Source organism: Nitrincola tapanii (assembly GCF_008368715.1).
Lineage (GTDB): Bacteria > Pseudomonadota > Gammaproteobacteria > Pseudomonadales > Balneatricaceae > Nitrincola > Nitrincola tapanii.
In genome coordinates, this window is the sequence record NZ_SMRS01000014.1 from 1 (window position 1) to 17,676 (window position 17,676).

Annotated in this window: 14 protein-coding genes and 1 tRNA gene; 12 read left to right on the forward strand and 3 right to left on the reverse strand. The window is 52.6% G+C overall.

Annotation, left to right across the window (positions count from 1 at the left end; all coding sequences use genetic code 11):
* Window positions 1-404 precede the first annotated feature (404 nt).
* From E1H14_RS12880 to E1H14_RS12915, 8 genes are all read left to right on the forward strand, one after another.
* Window positions 405-1,763, forward strand: a complete 1,359-nt coding sequence (locus E1H14_RS12880) for a site-specific integrase (protein WP_149391894.1) — start codon at window positions 405-407, stop codon at window positions 1,761-1,763.
* Entirely contained in the window at window positions 1,747-2,562 is an 816-nt protein-coding gene (locus tag E1H14_RS12885; RefSeq protein WP_149391895.1) for a hypothetical protein, read from the forward strand. Before E1H14_RS12880 ends, E1H14_RS12885 begins: the two co-directional genes overlap by 17 nt.
* 75 nt (window positions 2,563-2,637) lie before the next feature.
* A complete protein-coding gene (locus E1H14_RS12890; protein WP_149391896.1) occupies window positions 2,638-2,862 on the forward strand; it encodes a helix-turn-helix transcriptional regulator in 225 nt (74 codons plus the stop codon).
* Between the two features lie 134 nt (window positions 2,863-2,996).
* Window positions 2,997-3,455: a CHC2 zinc finger domain-containing protein gene (locus tag E1H14_RS12895; protein WP_149391897.1), complete on the forward strand. Its 459-nt coding sequence runs from the start codon at window positions 2,997-2,999 to the stop codon at window positions 3,453-3,455.
* The gene (locus E1H14_RS12900; RefSeq protein ID WP_149391898.1) at window positions 3,448-5,016 is read left to right on the forward strand and encodes a hypothetical protein; all 1,569 of its coding nucleotides are present in this window, start codon (window positions 3,448-3,450) and stop codon (window positions 5,014-5,016) included. Before E1H14_RS12895 ends, E1H14_RS12900 begins: the two co-directional genes overlap by 8 nt.
* Window positions 5,017-5,026: 10 nt before the next feature.
* Window positions 5,027-5,428, forward strand: coding sequence for a TubC N-terminal docking domain-related protein (locus tag E1H14_RS12905; RefSeq protein WP_149391899.1), 402 nt, complete (start codon window positions 5,027-5,029; stop codon window positions 5,426-5,428).
* Window positions 5,429-5,460: 32 nt separating this feature from the next.
* Window positions 5,461-5,655, forward strand: a complete 195-nt coding sequence (locus E1H14_RS12910; protein WP_149391900.1) for a hypothetical protein — start codon at window positions 5,461-5,463, stop codon at window positions 5,653-5,655.
* Between the two features lie 385 nt (window positions 5,656-6,040).
* On the forward strand, window positions 6,041-6,280 hold the full coding sequence (locus tag E1H14_RS12915; protein ID WP_149391901.1) for a hypothetical protein: 240 nt from the start codon (window positions 6,041-6,043) through the stop codon (window positions 6,278-6,280).
* Between the two features lie 227 nt (window positions 6,281-6,507).
* On the opposite strand, the gene E1H14_RS12920 is transcribed toward E1H14_RS12915, so the two are convergent.
* A tRNA-Val gene (locus E1H14_RS12920) sits at window positions 6,508-6,584 on the reverse strand.
* A 164-nt stretch (window positions 6,585-6,748) separates the two neighbouring features.
* Between E1H14_RS12920 and E1H14_RS12925 the strand changes: the two genes are divergently transcribed.
* The 4 genes from E1H14_RS12925 to E1H14_RS12940 all read left to right on the forward strand — a co-directional run bounded on the left by E1H14_RS12925 (window position 6,749) and on the right by E1H14_RS12940 (window position 16,988).
* Entirely contained in the window at window positions 6,749-10,081 is a 3,333-nt protein-coding gene (locus E1H14_RS12925; RefSeq protein WP_149391902.1) for a bifunctional diguanylate cyclase/phosphodiesterase, read from the forward strand.
* A 102-nt stretch (window positions 10,082-10,183) separates the two neighbouring features.
* Window positions 10,184-11,236: an efflux RND transporter periplasmic adaptor subunit gene (locus E1H14_RS12930; protein ID WP_149391903.1), complete on the forward strand. Its 1,053-nt coding sequence runs from the start codon at window positions 10,184-10,186 to the stop codon at window positions 11,234-11,236.
* Window positions 11,233-14,271 (forward strand): efflux RND transporter permease subunit, encoded by a 3,039-nt coding sequence (locus E1H14_RS12935; protein ID WP_149391904.1) that lies wholly within the window; start codon window positions 11,233-11,235, stop codon window positions 14,269-14,271. Before E1H14_RS12930 ends, E1H14_RS12935 begins: the two co-directional genes overlap by 4 nt.
* Before the next feature lie 497 nt (window positions 14,272-14,768).
* Window positions 14,769-16,988 carry a TonB-dependent receptor domain-containing protein gene (locus E1H14_RS12940; protein ID WP_200834115.1) on the forward strand — a complete coding sequence of 740 codons (2,220 nt, stop codon included), beginning with the start codon at window positions 14,769-14,771 and terminating at the stop codon, window positions 16,986-16,988.
* Window positions 16,989-17,025: 37 nt separating this feature from the next.
* Here the strand turns inward: E1H14_RS12940 and E1H14_RS12945 are convergent, their stop codons facing one another.
* Both E1H14_RS12945 and E1H14_RS13110 read right to left on the reverse strand, forming a co-directional pair.
* Window positions 17,026-17,226, reverse strand: a complete 201-nt coding sequence (locus E1H14_RS12945; RefSeq protein WP_149391905.1) for a hypothetical protein — start codon at window positions 17,224-17,226, stop codon at window positions 17,026-17,028.
* A 208-nt stretch (window positions 17,227-17,434) separates the two neighbouring features.
* A partial coding sequence (locus tag E1H14_RS13110) for a hypothetical protein (RefSeq protein ID WP_200834116.1) occupies window positions 17,435-17,676 on the reverse strand: 242 nt, incomplete at its 5' end.

Here is a 17,676-nt window from a genome sequence, read left to right on the forward strand (position 1 = left end):
CGATTACATCGAGATGTTTTATAACTCTAAACGTAAACACAGCCATGCTGATGACATGCCTCCACTGGAGTATGAGAAGCTTGGCAATTACAACTAATGAGCGGTCTACAGAAGGCTGGTCGATTCAAAGAGCCGCTCGGCATAACCCGTAAGCGGCTGTTTTTGTTTAGAAATTTGGTAGGACTAACTGGACTCGAACCAGCGACCCCCACCATGTCAAGGCGTAAAAGGGCCAAACCAGCACTAACCCACCAACACAACAAAAGCCATAAAAACGCCTATATATCAGTCACTTGCAAGCATATTAGACGTTTATGCTTGTTAGTCACAGTATGCTAGAATTAGTTAAATTTGCTGACTATGTGCTGACTCGCTGCTGACTCGAATCAAACAGGTGCAACCTTATGGCTTCCAAGAACACCACCAAGCTCACCGCATCTTCATTGAAACTGTTTTCCAAGAACGCAGATGTAAATGCAAAGATGTGGGACACCGAGCTAAAGGGCTTCCATGTAAAGCGAACGGCAACCGGTGTTTCATATTGCCTGTTCTATCGAAACGCGGAAGGCAAACAGAAGACGCCCACTATTGGACGCTACCCTGCACTGACTGCTGACCAAGCGCGTGATCTTGCACAGCAAATGCTTGGCAAGGTTGCAGCCGGTGCGGATGTGCTGGCGCAAAAGCAGGCAACCCGACAAGCCGCTGAACAGAAAAAGCAGCAAACCCTTGGCGCATATCTGTCAGAAGTCTACGAGGCGCACCAACGCCGCCGAAAGTCTGGCGATCAGACCATTCAAATGCTGCAAAGGCATTTCAGCGACTGGCTAGACAAACCAATGGACGGCATCACGCCAAAGGACGTTGCTCGATGGCAGGCTGAGAAGGAAACGGACGGGCTTGCTTTTGAAACAAGCAAACGCACCTTTGGCGCACTGAAAACCTGCTTCAACCATGCCGTGAAGACCGGCACCATTGATGGGCACCAGCTAGCAAAATGTCAGCTCGAAAAGCCCCACCTAACAGATGACGAGCTTGCTGAGGCAGGCACTGCACGCCGATACCTTACTGAGCATGAGACACAGGCTCTATTCAGGGGTATCGATGCCTACCAGGAGGAGAAGCGACAAGGCCGCCGTAACAGTCGAGCACACGGCAAGAGCCACCTTCCCGATCTGGATGCACTCGAATACGTTGACCACGTAAAGCCTTGGCTTCTTACCATGTTCTACACGGGGTTTCGCCCCGGCGATATCTTCGGGCTGCGTTGGGAGCACGTGAACCTGACCTTTGGAGTGATCCGCAAGGTAATCGAGAAGACTGCACACCATCAACATGAGCCGCGCACCTTCCCGATCTCTAAGCCATTGGTGAAGACGCTCACAGCATGGCACGAGCAGAACGGCCAACCCGCAACCGGGTACGTATTCCCCAGCGCCAGCAGCAAGAGCGGACGACTGGATAAGCACTCGATGCAAAAGCCCTGGCGCAAGGTGCGAGAGCTGGCCGGATTGCCTGACGACCTTCAGCTTTACACCCTGCGGCACAACTTCGCGTCACAGTTGATTCTAGCCGGTGCCGACCTTCTGACCGTTAGCAAGCTGATGGCGCACACCGATATCCAGACCACGATAAGGTTTTACGGCCACCTGCAACCTAATGTGGCACGTGACGTTATTGAGCATTTCGCGCAGGTGCAGACGCCCGACCAGGCTACCACCACAACACCAGTGAACGGGGGTGTGCATGAGAGACTTGGTTGAGCGCATCCAGAAATCTAGCAATAGCCCACGCGATGAAAGCACGTTGTTTTTTGAGAAGTCCACCGAACCGAACATTTCGCGTGAAGAGCATGAGCGGCAATCACAACCTGCACTTATTGGGCTGAAGCTGTTGCGAAACCTGCACGGCTGGACGAAAAAGGCCGCTGAGCACCTTCCTGATAGTTATCCCGGCAAGAGGGACGCAAGCAAGGTTGATGGCCTATCACCCGCCACTGAGAAGGATATCCAGCGAGAGATCGAATCCGGCGCACAGCACGCACCCTACAACGCTGAATTCCGAATCCTGACAGAGATCGTTCGCTTAGGTCAGAGCCTGCAACCAGTCCACTACACCGGACCGGCGGGGCAATCGCTGCTTGTGACTGATGACGAGCGGTTTGCCGCTGAAGTGCTGGCGCGGATCGCTGAATCCACCAGGGCCGTGATCCCCATGATGAGCGTCATGCGCCCTGACGGACTAACACCCGGACAAATCATCCTGCTGTTAAATTCAAGCCTGAGCCTTGGCCTGAGCATCTGCAAAGCGCACGTTGAGCCAATGCAGTTGCTGGCGCAACCAGTCTACGATCGATCAAAGAAAGGCCCCCAGACCCCGTTCGATGTTGCTGAAGGTTTGAGGGAAAAGGATATTGCAAAGCGAATAGCAGCCGATTATTGGCGAGAGCACCCCGGTGCCAGTGTTAGCAAGGTAGCCATACATATTATTGAGACACGCGACTATCCATACACGCGGACTCATGTTCATGGATGGATCAAAGATTTAAAGCCGAAAAAGTAAGTTGTAACAACTGAGTTACAAAACCAAAACCCGCAATCTACCACCCGTAACCCATAAATACACAGGTGGTAGATGATGAACGACCAATCCGCACACAACCGGGCACTTCTGGACACCCACAAAGCAGCCGCCTATACCGGCTTCGCCGCCAACACCCTGAAACTTGCACGACACACCGGCACCCTGGCCGGAGTACCTGCGCCCCAATTCCTGAAAATCGGAAGAACCGTCCGCTACGAACAGCGCGTGCTGGATGACTGGCTGAGTCAGTTTGAAAGCAAGACCAATACGGCCTGCTGAGGAGGGGAAGCGATGAAGAAAGCAGCGACCCGTCCGCCACAGGCCGCCACCATGCTGATTATAGCACTGTCCGGCTGGCTACCCGAAACCGCGACCGTCCTTCTCGTGGCCGGTGTTCACTGGGGGTTGATCCGATGACCGCGCCGCGCAAACAACCACACCAGCGCCACCCGCTGACCGCCGCCGATCTGCTGGGACGACTCGACAAGGTAAAGCCCACCGGCAGAGATCGTTACATGGCCTGTTGCCCTGCACACCAGGACAAAAGCCCGAGTTTGTCCGTCCGCTTCGATACTTCTGATGGCCGCGTGCTGATCCACTGCTTCGCAGGTTGCGATATCAGCGACATTTGCGCGGCCATTGGCCTTGAGGTGGCCGATCTCTTCCCGAGCACCGACCGTCCGCACTATGCAGGGTTGCCCGACTGGAAGCGCCGCCGTCTTGAGGATGCAATGTCCCACCTGAAGCTGCTGATCCTGATGACGGAGAGCGCTCAAAAGGCCGGACAAGCACTGTCCGAGAAGGATCAAGACGACTATCAGCGGGCGGTTGCACGAGTAGCCAAAATCAAGGAGGTGCTGCGCCATGGATAATTATCTCGATGAAACCCTGGCAGAGATCGATGCCATGCCGGAGCAGCAGAAACCTGACGATGACCGCCGTTCTCAAGCTGACCGACTTGTTGAGTATGCCAAGGCAAGGGTTGTGTTATTCCACGACTGCAACCGCGACTGCTACGCGCTGGATCAGGACACAAAAGAAACCCGCCGCCTTGATTCCCGCGCCTTCAAGGACTGGCTGGCCGCTGGCTTTTACCGGGAAGAACAGAAGTCCGTTAAGTCTCAGTCCCTGGCTGAAGCACTGGGCACCTTGGCTGCACTGGCACGGTTTGAAGGTGAGGAGCGCACCGTTAACCTTAGAGTTGCCAAACAGGATGGCCGCTACTACCTGGACCTATGCGAACCAGGCAAAAGTCGGGCGATTGAGTGGAGCAGCACCGGCTGGCGCGTAGTTGAGAATCATGGCGTCCTGTTTGTGCGTGGTGAGGCAATGCAGCCGCTGCCAGTCCCTGCTGCAAACGGCTCGCTCGACCCGTTATGGCGTATCTGCAATATCCCTGCTGCCGACCGGCCACTGGTGATTGCTTGGCTGATCGATGCACTGCGACCGGATACCCCCTTCCCCGGACTGGAGCTTATCGGTGAGCAAGGATCAGGCAAAAGCACTGCGTCCGAGTCACTGCGCCGCCTGATCGATCCGAACGGCTGCAATTTGCGAGGCGCACCCAAGGCCACCGAAGATGTGTTTGTTTGTGCAGGCGTCAACCACCTTGTTGCATACGAAAACCTGAGCCACCTGACCGGGCCGATGCAGGATGCCATGTGCGTTCTGTCTACCGGGGGCGGGTTCGCCAAGCGCAAGCTGTACTCGGATGCAGATGAGAGTGTTATCAGCGTTCAACGCCCCTGGCTGGTGAATGGGATCAGCGCATTGGTTACGGCACAGGATTTGCTCGACCGGACGGTTTGCATTGAGTGTCCAGTGATTAAGAGCCGCACAGCTTCGGCTGACCAGTGGGCCGATTTCGAGCGCGACCTTCCGGCCATACTGGGTGGACTGTTTGACCTGGCAAGTGCTGCGCTGGCGCTGTTGCCGACCATCTCGATTGATGTAGCCGACCGGCCACGGATGATCGAGTATTGCACCCTTGGGATGGCAATCACCCGGATCAGTCACCAGGACGAAAGGTTATTTCTCGACCTGTTCAAAGGCAACCGCCGTGAAAGCATATCCCGCACCATAGACAGCAGTCCCGTCTGCACCGCGATTATCGAGGCACTGGAACACCGCAAAGAGATCAACGCCCCGGTGAAGGAGATTATGCGCATCCTGGAGCAGTACCGGCCTGAGCGTTGCGATTCCTGGCCGAAGTCTGCAAAGGGGTTGGGTGATGCGCTACGCCGATCAGCGCCAGCACTGCGTCAACTCGATATCGAGTGTGATTCACTGGGCAAGATAGGCGGGGCTGTCCGCTGGTGTATCAAGGTAAAGTTACCGGATCAAAGTCCTGTAAGTCCTAAGTCCTGGCATGAGGAGGTAAAACAGCAGGACATAGGACATTCAGGACTTCAATCAGCAAAGTATACCCTGTGAGGTCTGGCCGATGAGCATGATTGACACCCTGGCTCAACGCGGGCTGATCCTGCAAGCCGATGGCGATAACTTGCAGGTACAGGCACCGGAGCCGTTATCATCGGATCAACTCGACTGGCTATCTCGACACAAGCAGCAATTGCTGGATGAGCTGCGCGGTATCCCTGCTGTCAACGACACAGGCATGATGCTGTACTGCGCGGCTGATCTTGATCTACCCCTGCTATGGGACGATCAGGTTTGGATCGATGGACTGATTCAGTACCGATCAGAGCACGAAAGGCAGGCGTTGCTGACAGAGTACCGGGCGCACTGGCTGGCCGCTGCTGGCGCACCTGAGTTGAAATCGTACCAGCGTGACAATGCAGGACGGTTTGCTGCTAACACCTGGCTGCGGACGAGGCTGCACTAACCCAACAATCTATGAGGTGAGTATCTGACCCGATGAGCGCACAAAGCAAAACGATCACGCTGACCGTCAATCAGCTTGAGGGCATCAAGCATGGGCTGGATATGATCCGGGATGATCTGATCGACCTGCTGGAGAACCGGGCCATGCCTGAGAGCGCACGTGACACAGTGAGTGATGCCTTCAAGGATGCCGATGATCTGCTGAAGCGGCTCGACTGGATGAGCTGATCGACTTCACGGAGCAAGTGCCAAGGACGGCACCCACCTATTCACACAGAGTTCCGCAAAACTGGAGCTTCCCCCACTTCCTCCCTGATGATTCTGCTACCGACTCCCGTCAATGCAGGACGCCACCACAACGCCGTTCTGTTGCGGCTATGCTGGCGCATGGATCAGCAGCGAACGCGGCGTAGAGTGCAGAACGGAAAGCCTGTTGCACTGTTGAGAGCATGGGGCCCCCAGCGCACCCTGACCACCGCGGGACGGGAGCAGCCACGCGGTCGAAGGCAGTTTTTCGAGGCTCTAGGACCGTCAGCAGCACCGCACTCTAACCCGCATGGTTACAGGCTTTTGTGGTGGCGAAGGTGCCCGGCAGGATTGATAGAAAAATATCATGGGCACGGCTTTTGCTAAGCACCGGATTGTTGCAGGTGAAAGCTGCCGGATGGCGCAGTGTACAGAGGAGGTCAAAAAACATGCCGGAAATCAGGTTGCAGGAATCGTCATTGTGATCTGCTATCAACCTGCAATGCGCTTGCGCTGGTATCACCCTGCTGGCGCAGGTTTGAGGGCCGGGGCTGTTGCCCGTCCAGTAATGGCTGCCGGTAGCGGAATCCCGCTATCGATCCGTTGAGAGTCGAGTGGGCCAAGCTGACCGCCTGATATTCCACCGGAAAGCCGGTAGTTTCCTGTTGGGCTGATCTACCTGTTGGCCGCCTTCATTACCGGAGCAAAGCACCAGCGATGCGAATGCAGGTGCAGCAGATCGTTGCATTTGCTGACTATGTGCTGACTCGCTCAAGCGGACAAAAAAACAGCCACTCGGCATAATCCGTAAGTGGCTGATTTTCTTGGTAATTTTGGTAGGACTAGGCGGACTCGAACCGCCGACCCCCACCATGTCAAGGTGGTGCTCTAACCAACTGAGCTATAGTCCTGTTTTGTGTGGCGCATTATATAAGAGTGAGCGCGCCTTGCAACTGTTTTTTAAAGTTTTTTCTGAGCGGTGGGCTGATCTAGGGGAGCTTCAGCATCTTCTTCTACTCCTGAAAGCATGTCAGAATGCTAAAAATTTTCCTTAAAGATCGCGGGGTTGTTGCGAGTGAATAGACACACTCTTCATCCCAGTCATGCCGCTGAAATCAAGCCAGCTTTCAGTTGGGTGCTGTGGATGGCGGTTCTAGTGATCGCTTCTCAGTTTCTGCCGATACCTGAAGCCAGCCGTGGTTTGGCGAACTATCTGCCTTTGCATATCACGCTCGAAGTCCTGTCGATTGCTGTGGCCCTCATGATCTTTGCAATTGGCTGGAGCACCCATCGACATGCTCGAAGCTCCGGTGTGATCTGGTTGTCCTGTCTGTTTTTAGGGGTCGCGCTGCTGGATCTTAGCCACATGCTTTCTTACCAAGGGATGCCGGATTTTGTGACACCGGGACATCCTGAAAAAGCGATTAATTTCTGGTTGGCCGCGCGTAGCTTAGCAGCGGTAGCCTTGATCGGAGCTGCGTTTTTACTGCCCCAATCAACGCAGAAAATGTCATCGCGACGCATTCTGTTGCCGGTACTTCTACTGGTCGCCGTGGCGCATCTGATTTTTCTCTATTTCCCCGAACGCTTGCCGCGTACGTTTGTGCCGGGGGAGGGACTGACACCTTTTAAGATCGGCTTTGAGTACCTATTAATCGTTCTTTACTTATTGGCAGCAGGCGTGTTTCTGCTGCACCTGCGCAAGCCACGCACTTTTAATGCGACGGGTTTATTTGCTGCCGCCGCGTTGATGGCGATGAGTGAGTTTTTCTTCACCCTCTATGCCAGCGTTACAGATGTTTTTAATCTCCTCGGGCACCTCTATAAAATTGTGGCGTATGGTTTTCTCTACCGTGCTTTATTTGTGGAAACAGTGGAGCAGCCTTGGCAGCAACTCAAAGCTTCGGAGCAACAGTTAAGTGCCACGATAGATGCCTTACCCGATCTGTTATTTGAGTTAGATGAGCAGGGCAATTACCTGCAAGTTCATGCTGCTGAATGCAATAAACTGGCCGCCCCAGCACAAGAGTTAATCGGCAAGAATCTGACTGAAGTCATGCCGCAAGAAGCGGCAGATATCTGCTTGCAAGCGATCGCCGAAGCACAGCGAGATGGGGTATCACATGGTCGGCGTATTCAGCTACAAGTACCGGAGGGGGTGCGTTATTTTGAACTATCGGTTTCTTGTTGCCTGCGTGAAGACAACACATCCCCCATTTTTCTATTTTTATCGCGTGATGAAACAGAGGTTATCGAGCAGCAACAGGCTTTAGCGCATGAAGCAAGCTTGAATCAAAGCCTGTTAGATTTGACTCAAGAAGCCGTGCAGCGTAATGAGGCGCAGCTGATTCAATACGGAGCGGAATCAGCGGCATCGCTCTTCCAGAGTCCACGTGCTTGTATTTACCTGGTGCAGTCGCCGACTCGAAACATTGAGCGGCTCGGCTGTTGTGCGCCGGAGGCCCTCCCGCTGCCTGAGTTTTTTCTGTACCAGCAGATTCAAGACGCACGCCCTTTGATGCTGAATCAAGCGGATGCGGTGCAGGCCCTTTTAGGACAAACCGATCTGCAACGTCTGTTATGCCTGCCGGTATTGGAAGCGGGCCAGGTGTGTTTATGGGTGGCCTTAGGCAATAAACCTTCAGATTACACAGCGCGTGATCTGCAAAGCGTGCAGCTTCTTGCTCAGTCTCTTTGGCAGCTTGTACGCCGTCAGCGCCAGGATCGTAGTATTGAAACCCTCTCTTCGGCTCTTGCACAAAGCCCTAACTCGGTCATCATTACCGACTTAAATGCCAATATTGAGTATGTGAATCCTGCGTTTGAGCGTACCAGCGGTTATCAACTGCAAGAGGTGTTTGGGAAAAATCCGAAGATTCTCGCTTCAGGCAAAACACCGGATACGGTCTATGAGGAGATGTGGGAGAGGTTGCGTCAGGGGCTGACTTGGCAGGGTGAGCTGCTGAATTGTCGTAAAGATGGGAGCGAGTTTTATGAGCAGGTCTTGATTTATCCTTTGCGTGATCGTCAGGGACAGATCATTAACTACATCTCGCATAAAGAGGATATCAGCGCACAAAAAACAGATAAGGCGATCATTCAACAGCTCTCTTTTTACGATCAGGTCACAGATCTACCCAATCGGACTTTGTTGCAAGAGCAGTTTGAGCGTGCTTTGGACAGAGTGAGTGCGCAAAAAGAACCTTTAACACTGATTTGGCTCGATCTGGATAACTTTAAGGCAATCAATGACGTGCTCGGTCATGCCGCAGGCGATTTACTCTTACGCCAGGTGGCGGACCGGATTCGCGCTCAACTGCGTGAGCAGGATATCCTATCACGCTTATCCGGTGATGGTTTTGTGCTGGTGATTCCAGGGATGGGACAAGATGCGGCAGCGGTTAAAGCCTCTGAGCTGTTGCAAGCCTTGGAACCGCCGATGCTGTTGCGTGATCAAGAGATCAGTATCAGTGCGTCCTTGGGCATTGCGCTCTATCCCAACGATGCCTCCTCTCTCGAAGGGATGTTGAGTTGTGCTGAAGCGGCGATGTATCAAGTGAAACAACAAGGCCGCAACAACTTCCGCTTCTTCGCCCCTGAGATGCAAGCCAACAGCAGCCGCTCCTTGGCGCTGAGCCATGCGCTTAAGCTGGCCTTGGCGCGCAATGAATTAAGTCTGGTTTATCAGCCCCAATTTAGTTTTGAGCGGCAGCGTATGCATGCTGCTGAGGTGTTATTACGTTGGCAAAGTCCTGAATGGGGGCCAATCTCTCCTGTTGAGTTTATTGCGATGGCCGAACACAGTGGCTTGATTATTTCGATTGGTGAGTGGGTGATGCGTGAAGCCGCAAAACAGCTGGCGCTTTGGCAAAAACAGGGAATGCACAATCTGGTATTAGCGATTAACTTGTCAGGCGTGCAGTTTAATCAACCTGATTTAGTGACCAACCTAGCCAGAATTGTGCGTGAAGAGGGGGTTGAACCGGCGTGTATCGAATTGGAGCTGACGGAAGCGGTAGCGCTCCAAAACCCTGAGGCGGCAGGGTTAGTGATGCACGCGTTACAGCAAGCAGGCTTCCATCTTTCGATTGATGATTTTGGAACCGGTTACTCGTCTATGAGCTATTTAAAACGTTTTGCCGTAGATAAGCTGAAAATTGATCAATCCTTTGTGCGTGAGCTGGAATCGAGCGCAGACGATAAGGCAATTGTGACCGCGATTATTCAGATGGCACAGAGTCTGGAGATGAAATCTCTTGCAGAGGGGGTGGAAACCCAGGCGCAAGCAGATCTGTTACGTGAGCTAGGTTGCCATGAAATTCAGGGTTATCTCTATAGCCGTCCTTTATTGGCGCAGGATTTTGCCTCCTTCTATTGGGCTCAAATGATATCAAAATCGGGCTTTTGAGCCGCACTTGGCACTCAAGCGATCAAGATGCTGCGGTGCAATTGCAAGTCGATATCATATAAGATAATACGCATAAATCACTTTCGAATCAGGATAATAGCCATGCGTTTCAAGTGGATACTGCTCACTGCCTTGCTGATTTTATCGGGTTGCCGAGAGGCATCAGAACAGGATTCAGCCGCATCCACAGATTTGCCTTGGGTGAAAACCTTTGAAGTCGACGTGGCTGGCCCCATGCCATTGAGACTATCGGGTACCTTGCGCGGGCGTTATGAAATTCCCCAAGCCTTTCAGGTCGCCGGGCGTCTCCAGCAACGTTATGTGGACGCCGGTCAACGTGTGGCGGAAGGGGATCTGCTGTTTAAACTAGATAAGCGTGATCTTCTTGCGGCGGCGGCCGTGGCGGCCGCGGGTGTGAAAAGTGCGGAGGCTGCGCTGGCAATCGCGAAGAGTGAGCTTGAACGTCAGCAGCAGCTGGTAGAGCGCAAGTTTGTCAGTCAACAAACTCTACAGCGTTTTGAGTTGGCGGTGCGTGAGGCACTTAGCCAAAAAGAAACAGCGGCGGCACTCAATCAGCAAGCACAAAATGCGCTGAGTTATGCTGAACTCAGAGCCACTAAAGCGGGTGTGATGACTGAGGTGAAGGTTGAGCCGGGCCAGGTGGTCGCGATCGGACAAGTTCTGGCGATCCTCGTCGAAGATGCTTTGCTCGATGTTGAAGTGTTTTTACCGGAAGGTGAAGCACCTGCGCAGACGGGTGAGCTGCTACTCAGTTCAGGTGAAAAACTGGAGTTGAGTCTGCGCGAGATCGCGGGGGCGGCAGATTCCAGTAGCCGCAGTTGGCGAGCACGTTACAGCCTGCAGGCACCTTATCCCTCATCCTTAACGCTAGGATCGGTGGTGAGTGTACGTTTAGCTTCACCTCAGGCCGTGTCGAGTCTGCGAGTGCCTTTAGGGGCTTTAGATGAGCGTGGCCAAACACCGCAAATATGGGTGTTTGCTCAAGGGCAGGTGCAACCGCTTGCGGTTGAAGTGCTGGCGCTCGAAGCTGAGCATGCACGCATACAGGCCGAGCTTCCTGTTGGTACACGCATTGTTGCGTTGGGCACGCATTTGCTCACGCCGGGTATGCAGGTGCGGGAGTTAGCACCATGAGTTTTCCCAATCTCTCAGCACTGGCAGTGCGTGAGCGCTCGGTCACTTTATTTTTTATTCTGTTGTCGGTGTTTGCCGGTATTTATGCCTTCTTTTCACTGGGGCGTGCCGAAGATCCCGCCTTTACCGTGCGAGTGATGGTAGTGTCCGTGGCTTGGCCGGGTGCCACGCCTGAGGTTTTACAAAATCAGGTGGTGGATCGTTTAGAAAAACGTATTCAAGAAGTGGAGTATCTGAATAAGATTGAAACCACCATCCGCCCGGGGCAAGCGGTTCTGCAGGTTGAGTTTGAAGATTTTGCGCCAGGTGAGAAGGTGCCGGATCTTTTTTACCAAGTGCGTAAGCGCATGTTAGATGAGATGCCTAAACTGCCCGCCGGCGTCATCGGCCCTGTTGTGAATGATGATTTCTCTGATGTGTATTTTTCCCTCTTAGCCTTAACGGCACCGGGCATGCCGATGCGCGAGTTGACGCGGGAAGCCGAAGCAATTCGTGATCGTTTACAGCGCTTGCCGGGATTGCAAAAAGCCAAGGTTTTAGCTGAACGTCCGGAAAGGGTGTATCTCGAATTTGACCAGGATCGACTCAACAATTTAGGTTTATCAGTCGAAGAGGTCTTGGGGGCGATCGAGGCGAATAATCGTCTCTTGCCCCTAGGGTTTGTCGATCTTCAGGGGCCGCGCGTGTATGTGCGCAGTAATGCCGATCTCTCCGATCTTGAGAGCCTCGCCTCAATCCCTCTGCGCTTAGGTGAGCAGCTTATAAAAGTATCGGATCTCGCTCAGGTGCGCTCAGGTTATGAAGATCCTTTAAGTTATATCGTCCGCGCGAACGGTGAGGATGCGATTCTCTTAGGCGTGGTGATGCAGGCCGGTGAAAACGGCTTGAAATTCGGTGCGGGTTTGCAAGCGTTTGTCAGCGCAGAGCAGGCGCGTTTACCTCTGGGCATGTCATTACAAGTGCTCACCAATCAAACCGACGCGATCAGCCAAGCAGTTAATCTTTTTCAAATTAAGTTTTTGGTTGCCGTTTTGGTGGTGATGGGGGTGAGTATCCTGGCAATCGGATTACGTGCCGGTTTAGTGGTGGGTATCGCGATTCCCGTGACCCTGGGGCTGACTTTTCTTCTGATGAAAATCGCCGGCATCAACCTTGATCGTATTACCCTGGGCGCTTTGATTATTGCTCTGGGGTTATTGGTTGATGATGCGATCATCGCGATTGAGATGATGATCGTCAAAATGGAAGAGGGCTGGGATCGTGTGCGAGCCGCGAGCCATGCCTGGAGTGTCACGGCCGCTCCGATGCTGTTTGGTACGCTGGTGACCGTTGCGGGATTTGTGCCGATCGGTTTTGCCCAATCCGGTGTCGGCGAGTATGCCGGGAATATCTTCTGGGTGTTGGCCTTCTCACTCCTGATTTCTTGGGGGGTGGCTGTCACCTTTACGCCCTATCTGGGGGTCAAGCTGCTGCCGAACTACAGCAAACATGCCACGCAAACTTTATATCAGAGTAGGTTTTACCAAGGCTTGCGCGCTTTAATTACGGCCTGCGTGCGTTACCGTAAAAGTGTGGTGGCGATGACCTTGGGATTACTGCTGTTGAGTGGCGTAGGGATGGCTACCCAGGTGCAAAAGCAGTTTTTCCCCAGCTCCGATCGCCCTGAGGTACTGATCAGTGTATATGCACCGCAAGGTAGCGCAATTCAAACCACGGATGCCAGTGTAAGGCGTTTAGAATCTTTGCTGGTAGACATGCCAGAGGTGAAAAGCCTGTCGGCTTATATCGGTGCCGGAGCGCCGCGCTTCTTTATCTCGGCGAATCCTGAACAGCCGGATCCCGCTTTTGCTAAGTTGATTGCGATAGGTGAGGACGCGGCCGCGCGTGATCGAATCATCTCTGCGCTGCAGGCTGAGATTGCGGCCGGCGCATTTCCAGAGGCGCGTGTGCGTGTCACGCGTCTGTTGTTTGGTCCGCCGGTGGTTTGGCCGGTGAGCTTTCGTGTGTTGGGCCCCGAGACGGATCAGTTGAGAAGGATCGCTCATCAGATTCGAGAGCAGATGGCGGCACATCCTAATCTGGTGATGCCGCATCTTGAGTGGGATGAGCGAGTGGCGAGCTATTATCTTGAGATGGATCTGGACACCCTGGGGTGGATCGGTCTAACACCTGCCGAAGTCGCACAGCAGCTGCAATTCCAACTCCAAGGTTTGGCGGTCACAGAGTTGCGTCAGGATATTCGCAGCGTACAGTTGATCGCACGCAATGCTCGGGATGAGGTGCGTTTACCTGAGCAGCTGGAAATCAAAACGCGTGATGGACGCAAGCTTTCGGTGCAGCAGCTGGGCGAATGGCAGGTACGTTATGAGGACCCCGTGATTAAACGTTATAACCGTGAACCTGTACTGGCGGTGCAAGCCGATGTGCAAGGTGCTCAACCACCCGATGTCACTCAGGCGCTCTGGAGTGATTTGGCTCATCTGCGTGCAAATTTGCCGCCGGGTTATCGCATCGAAATTGGCGGTACGGTCGAACAATCCTCTAAAGCCGATGGTTCGATTCAGAAGTTACAACCGGTGATGTTGGCCTTAATGCTGATCTTTATCATGCTGCAGATGCGCTCCTTTACCGGCACCTTTACCGTTTTGGCGACGGCACCACTCGGATTAGTCGGGGCCGTGCTTGCTTTGTTACTTTTCAATCAACCTTTTGGTTTTACGGCTTTGCTCGGCTTGATCGGACTGAGTGGTATTCTCATGCGTAATACCATGATTCTGACACAGCAGGTGCAGGACAACTTTGACACCGGAATGGCGGCTCAAGAAGCCGTTGTCGAAGCCGCTGTGCAGCGTGCCCGACCCGTGGTACTTACTGCGTTAGCGGCTGTGTTGGCCTTTATCCCACTGACGTTTGATCTCTTCTGGGGACCTTTAGCTTACGTTTTGATTGGGGGTGTCGCCATCGGCACACTGATCACCTTACTCTTTGTTCCTGCACTCTATGCGCTTTGGTTTCGGGTGAAATTTGAGCATTAATCCTTAAAATAGGGGAGGCGGCTTGACGGCGGCGATACTGCCCAAGCCGGTTCCCCATGGCCAAGAGAAGCCCCATAGGATTTCCCCCCACGACTTGGGCAGGCCGGTTCCACAAGTAAAATAGCAAATCCTGACATACCTCTTTAGCAAAGCGATGCGAACCAAACAGCCCACAGAGATAGGCGTGGAGTTCTTCATAGTGCTGGGTCAAATAGTCTGATAGATCAATAGAGTCGACTTCGCGCATTGAAATGGCCTCCTAAAACCAGATGTTTTCAATAGATGCTAATACTAATGATAATTACTATCAAATGATTAGTGCATCAAATTCATTGAATGTTTTTATCTGTTTTGTTCTTTTGATAAATTCAAATGATATTAATCTAATGAAAGTCACATTAAGTGATACAAAGTAAAGAAGTGTTAAGATAAATGTTGCTAATCATTATCATTTAATTTAACCTCCGGTCCAAAATTCATAGCTCCTGGAGGGTAAGATGCTCTTGAATGTAATAGCGGTTCCTAAAGCCCCTTTTGCGCAAAAACTGGGTTTGAGTCGATGGGTTCAGTTGTCAATATTCGGCTCATGCTTAGCCATATCTAACCTGGCTTTTGCACAGGATGTGCAACTTTTAGATTCTGTAGTCATCAGTGCATCCGGCTTTGAGCAGGATGTTGCTCAGGCGCCTGCCAGCATTACAGTGATCACCCGCGAAGAACTTCAGCGTGAAAACATCAGCAATTTAGCGGAAGCTTTGAGCCGTATAGAAGGGGTGAATACACGCCCCCTCGATGCGCGTGATGGCAAAACCGGGAATCAAACGATTAGTTTGCGTGGCCTTCCTAGCCGCTACACGCTGGTGTTGATTGACGGTGTGCGCCAGAACCCATCGGCAACGGTTGCGCCCAACTCGTTTGGCGACTCCCAGTCTGTATTCTTCCCACCGATTGAAGCGATTGAACGCATCGAAGTGATTCGCGGTCCCATGTCGACGCTGTATGGATCGGATGCGATTGGGGGGGTGGTGAACATCATTACCCGTCGCGCCGGAACGGAATGGGAGCGCTCTGTCACGGTTTCCACCCAGCAATATGAAAGTTCCAAATTTGGTGCTACCAGCCTAGTGGAAGGCTATGTCAGTGGAGCTGTCAGCGATCAGATTGGCTTGCAACTTTATGGACGCATGCTGGATCGTTCAGCCTCAAAAATTGATGTGCCGGGTGTAGCGCCCAGCTTGATTGATAATCGAACCATGGGGCAGAACCCAACGCAGTCAGATGTCTACACGGTGGGAGGTCGATTGGTGATCACCCCGAATGCGGAACATGAGTTTACCCTTGGCTTTGACTCCTCGCGCCAGAGTTTGGACAACAGTATGGGTCAAGTGGGTGCGCTGGATGCTGATCTGTCTAATCCATTTAGACGGGGTTACTCACGCGAATTGAACTTTGAGCGTGATCAGTTCCGTATTGGACACGCCGGTGATGTGGGTATCGGGTATCTGGAAAGCACCTTAACGCATGACAAGCTGGTAACAAAAGGGCGTACTTTGCCACAGGCATCCCCGAACTCAGGATCGCCTCGCAAGCTTGAGCTGACCAATACTTTGTTTGATACCCGACTGATCAATGAATTCGATCACCACACGCTTACCCTGGGTGGGCAGTATGCGGCGCCTAAGCTGGTCGATGGTTTATTGCCTGAGGCAATCAAGCGAGATCAGTACAGTCTATTTGTAGAAGATGCCTGGCAGGCGACGGATGATCTGATTCTGACGGGCGGGGTACGTTATGATAAGTATCAAGGTATCAGTGGTGAGCTGACACCACGCTTGTATGCCGTTTACAGCCTGAGTGATGACTGGACAGTGAAAGGGGGTGTAGGCCGAGGTTTCCGTACTCCTTTTATGGAAGAAACGGTGAGTGGCGTACGTAACTACGGCAATAATGGTGATCCTAACAGCCCTATTTTCGGCAATCCTGATCTTGCGCCTGAAAAGAGCACCAATGTCGAATTTGGGCTTGGGTATGACAACGGGCAAGGCCTGAGTGCACAGGCGATGGTGTTCCGCAATGAGATCAAGAATTTGATCGAGAGTGGCACCGGAGCCAACAGCGGGAAGGATATCAATGCGGGTAAAGCAGTTATTCAAGGCTTGGAACTGAGTACCGCGTACCGCTTCCTGCCTGATTGGACATTAAAAGCCAATTACACCTATACCGACAGTGAGCTGAAAAACACCCAGCCACGCACCAGCCTTGCACAGGGCGTATCCAGTTTGGCCGGTGATCCCTTCGTGAGTGTGCCGGATCATATGCTCAATGCAGGCATCTACTGGCAGACTACGCCGCAGCTGGAAACTTTCCTGACGGCCGAGTATCGCTCCAGCGCCTTCAGACCGCGTAACTATCATGAGCCGCGTGCCGGAGGAAATGCCCAAGGTCAGGTGGAAAGTGGTCACCGCGATAGCAATATTGTTATGGGTGACTTTAAAGGCTTTACTCTATTGAATCTGGGTGCGCGTTATCAGGTGAATCGCGATGTCAGCCTTAATGGAGCACTGACCAATCTGTTGAATAAGGATTTCATTGATTACAGCGATTACACTGTGTGCGGCAATGGTGGATGTACCACTTCAGCCGTTCAGCCCAGCAATGCCTACAACACGATCCTTCCCGGTCGTGGACTGTTTGTTTCACTTAACGTGAAGTTCTGATCTAGAACCCGCCTGGAGACTTGTCTCCAGGCTGACTTTAAGCCTCTTTAACATCCCATCCCGCTGAACTCACAGAAGGCTCTAAGCTGACACGGCCAATCACACGTTCCACAGCGTTATCATTGCGCTGGTTTGCCATGAGTTGTGCCGAAACACGAACTCGCGAGTGACGTGCATGGATATCATCTTCACTATCAAGTTTCTGCAGTTGTAGGCCACATCCACCCTCAATCAGCACTCTTATTAGAATGCGCGGGCATCCTAATTGTAGTGGGAATATATGCCAACCTTGGAAGAGAATGTTGTTTGAAGTTTTTGTTTATTTAATGGGGAGGCTTAAATGGAGAGGCTTAAAAAGAAGATTGCAGTGCTGTTTAGCACTGCAATCTATTGAACACTATCGAATTCATGGCTGAATAGGTTCAATCAAGGGGAGTGTGTCTATTTTAGTTACCGTTGGCTGAAGACCCGTTAGAACCCAAGAGTCCGCTACCACCTAGTAAACCTCCGGTGACGCCGCCCAATAAACCGTTAACAGTGCCCAGAACAGGAGTGAGAGCTCCTTCATCACCGATGAGTCCATTAACAAGACCACCTACAGGTGCTAAGGCTCCGGTCGGAGAGGTCAAGCCATCGACTAGACCTGTAACAGGTGCCAATACGCCGGCTTGAGGGTCGACTAAGCCAC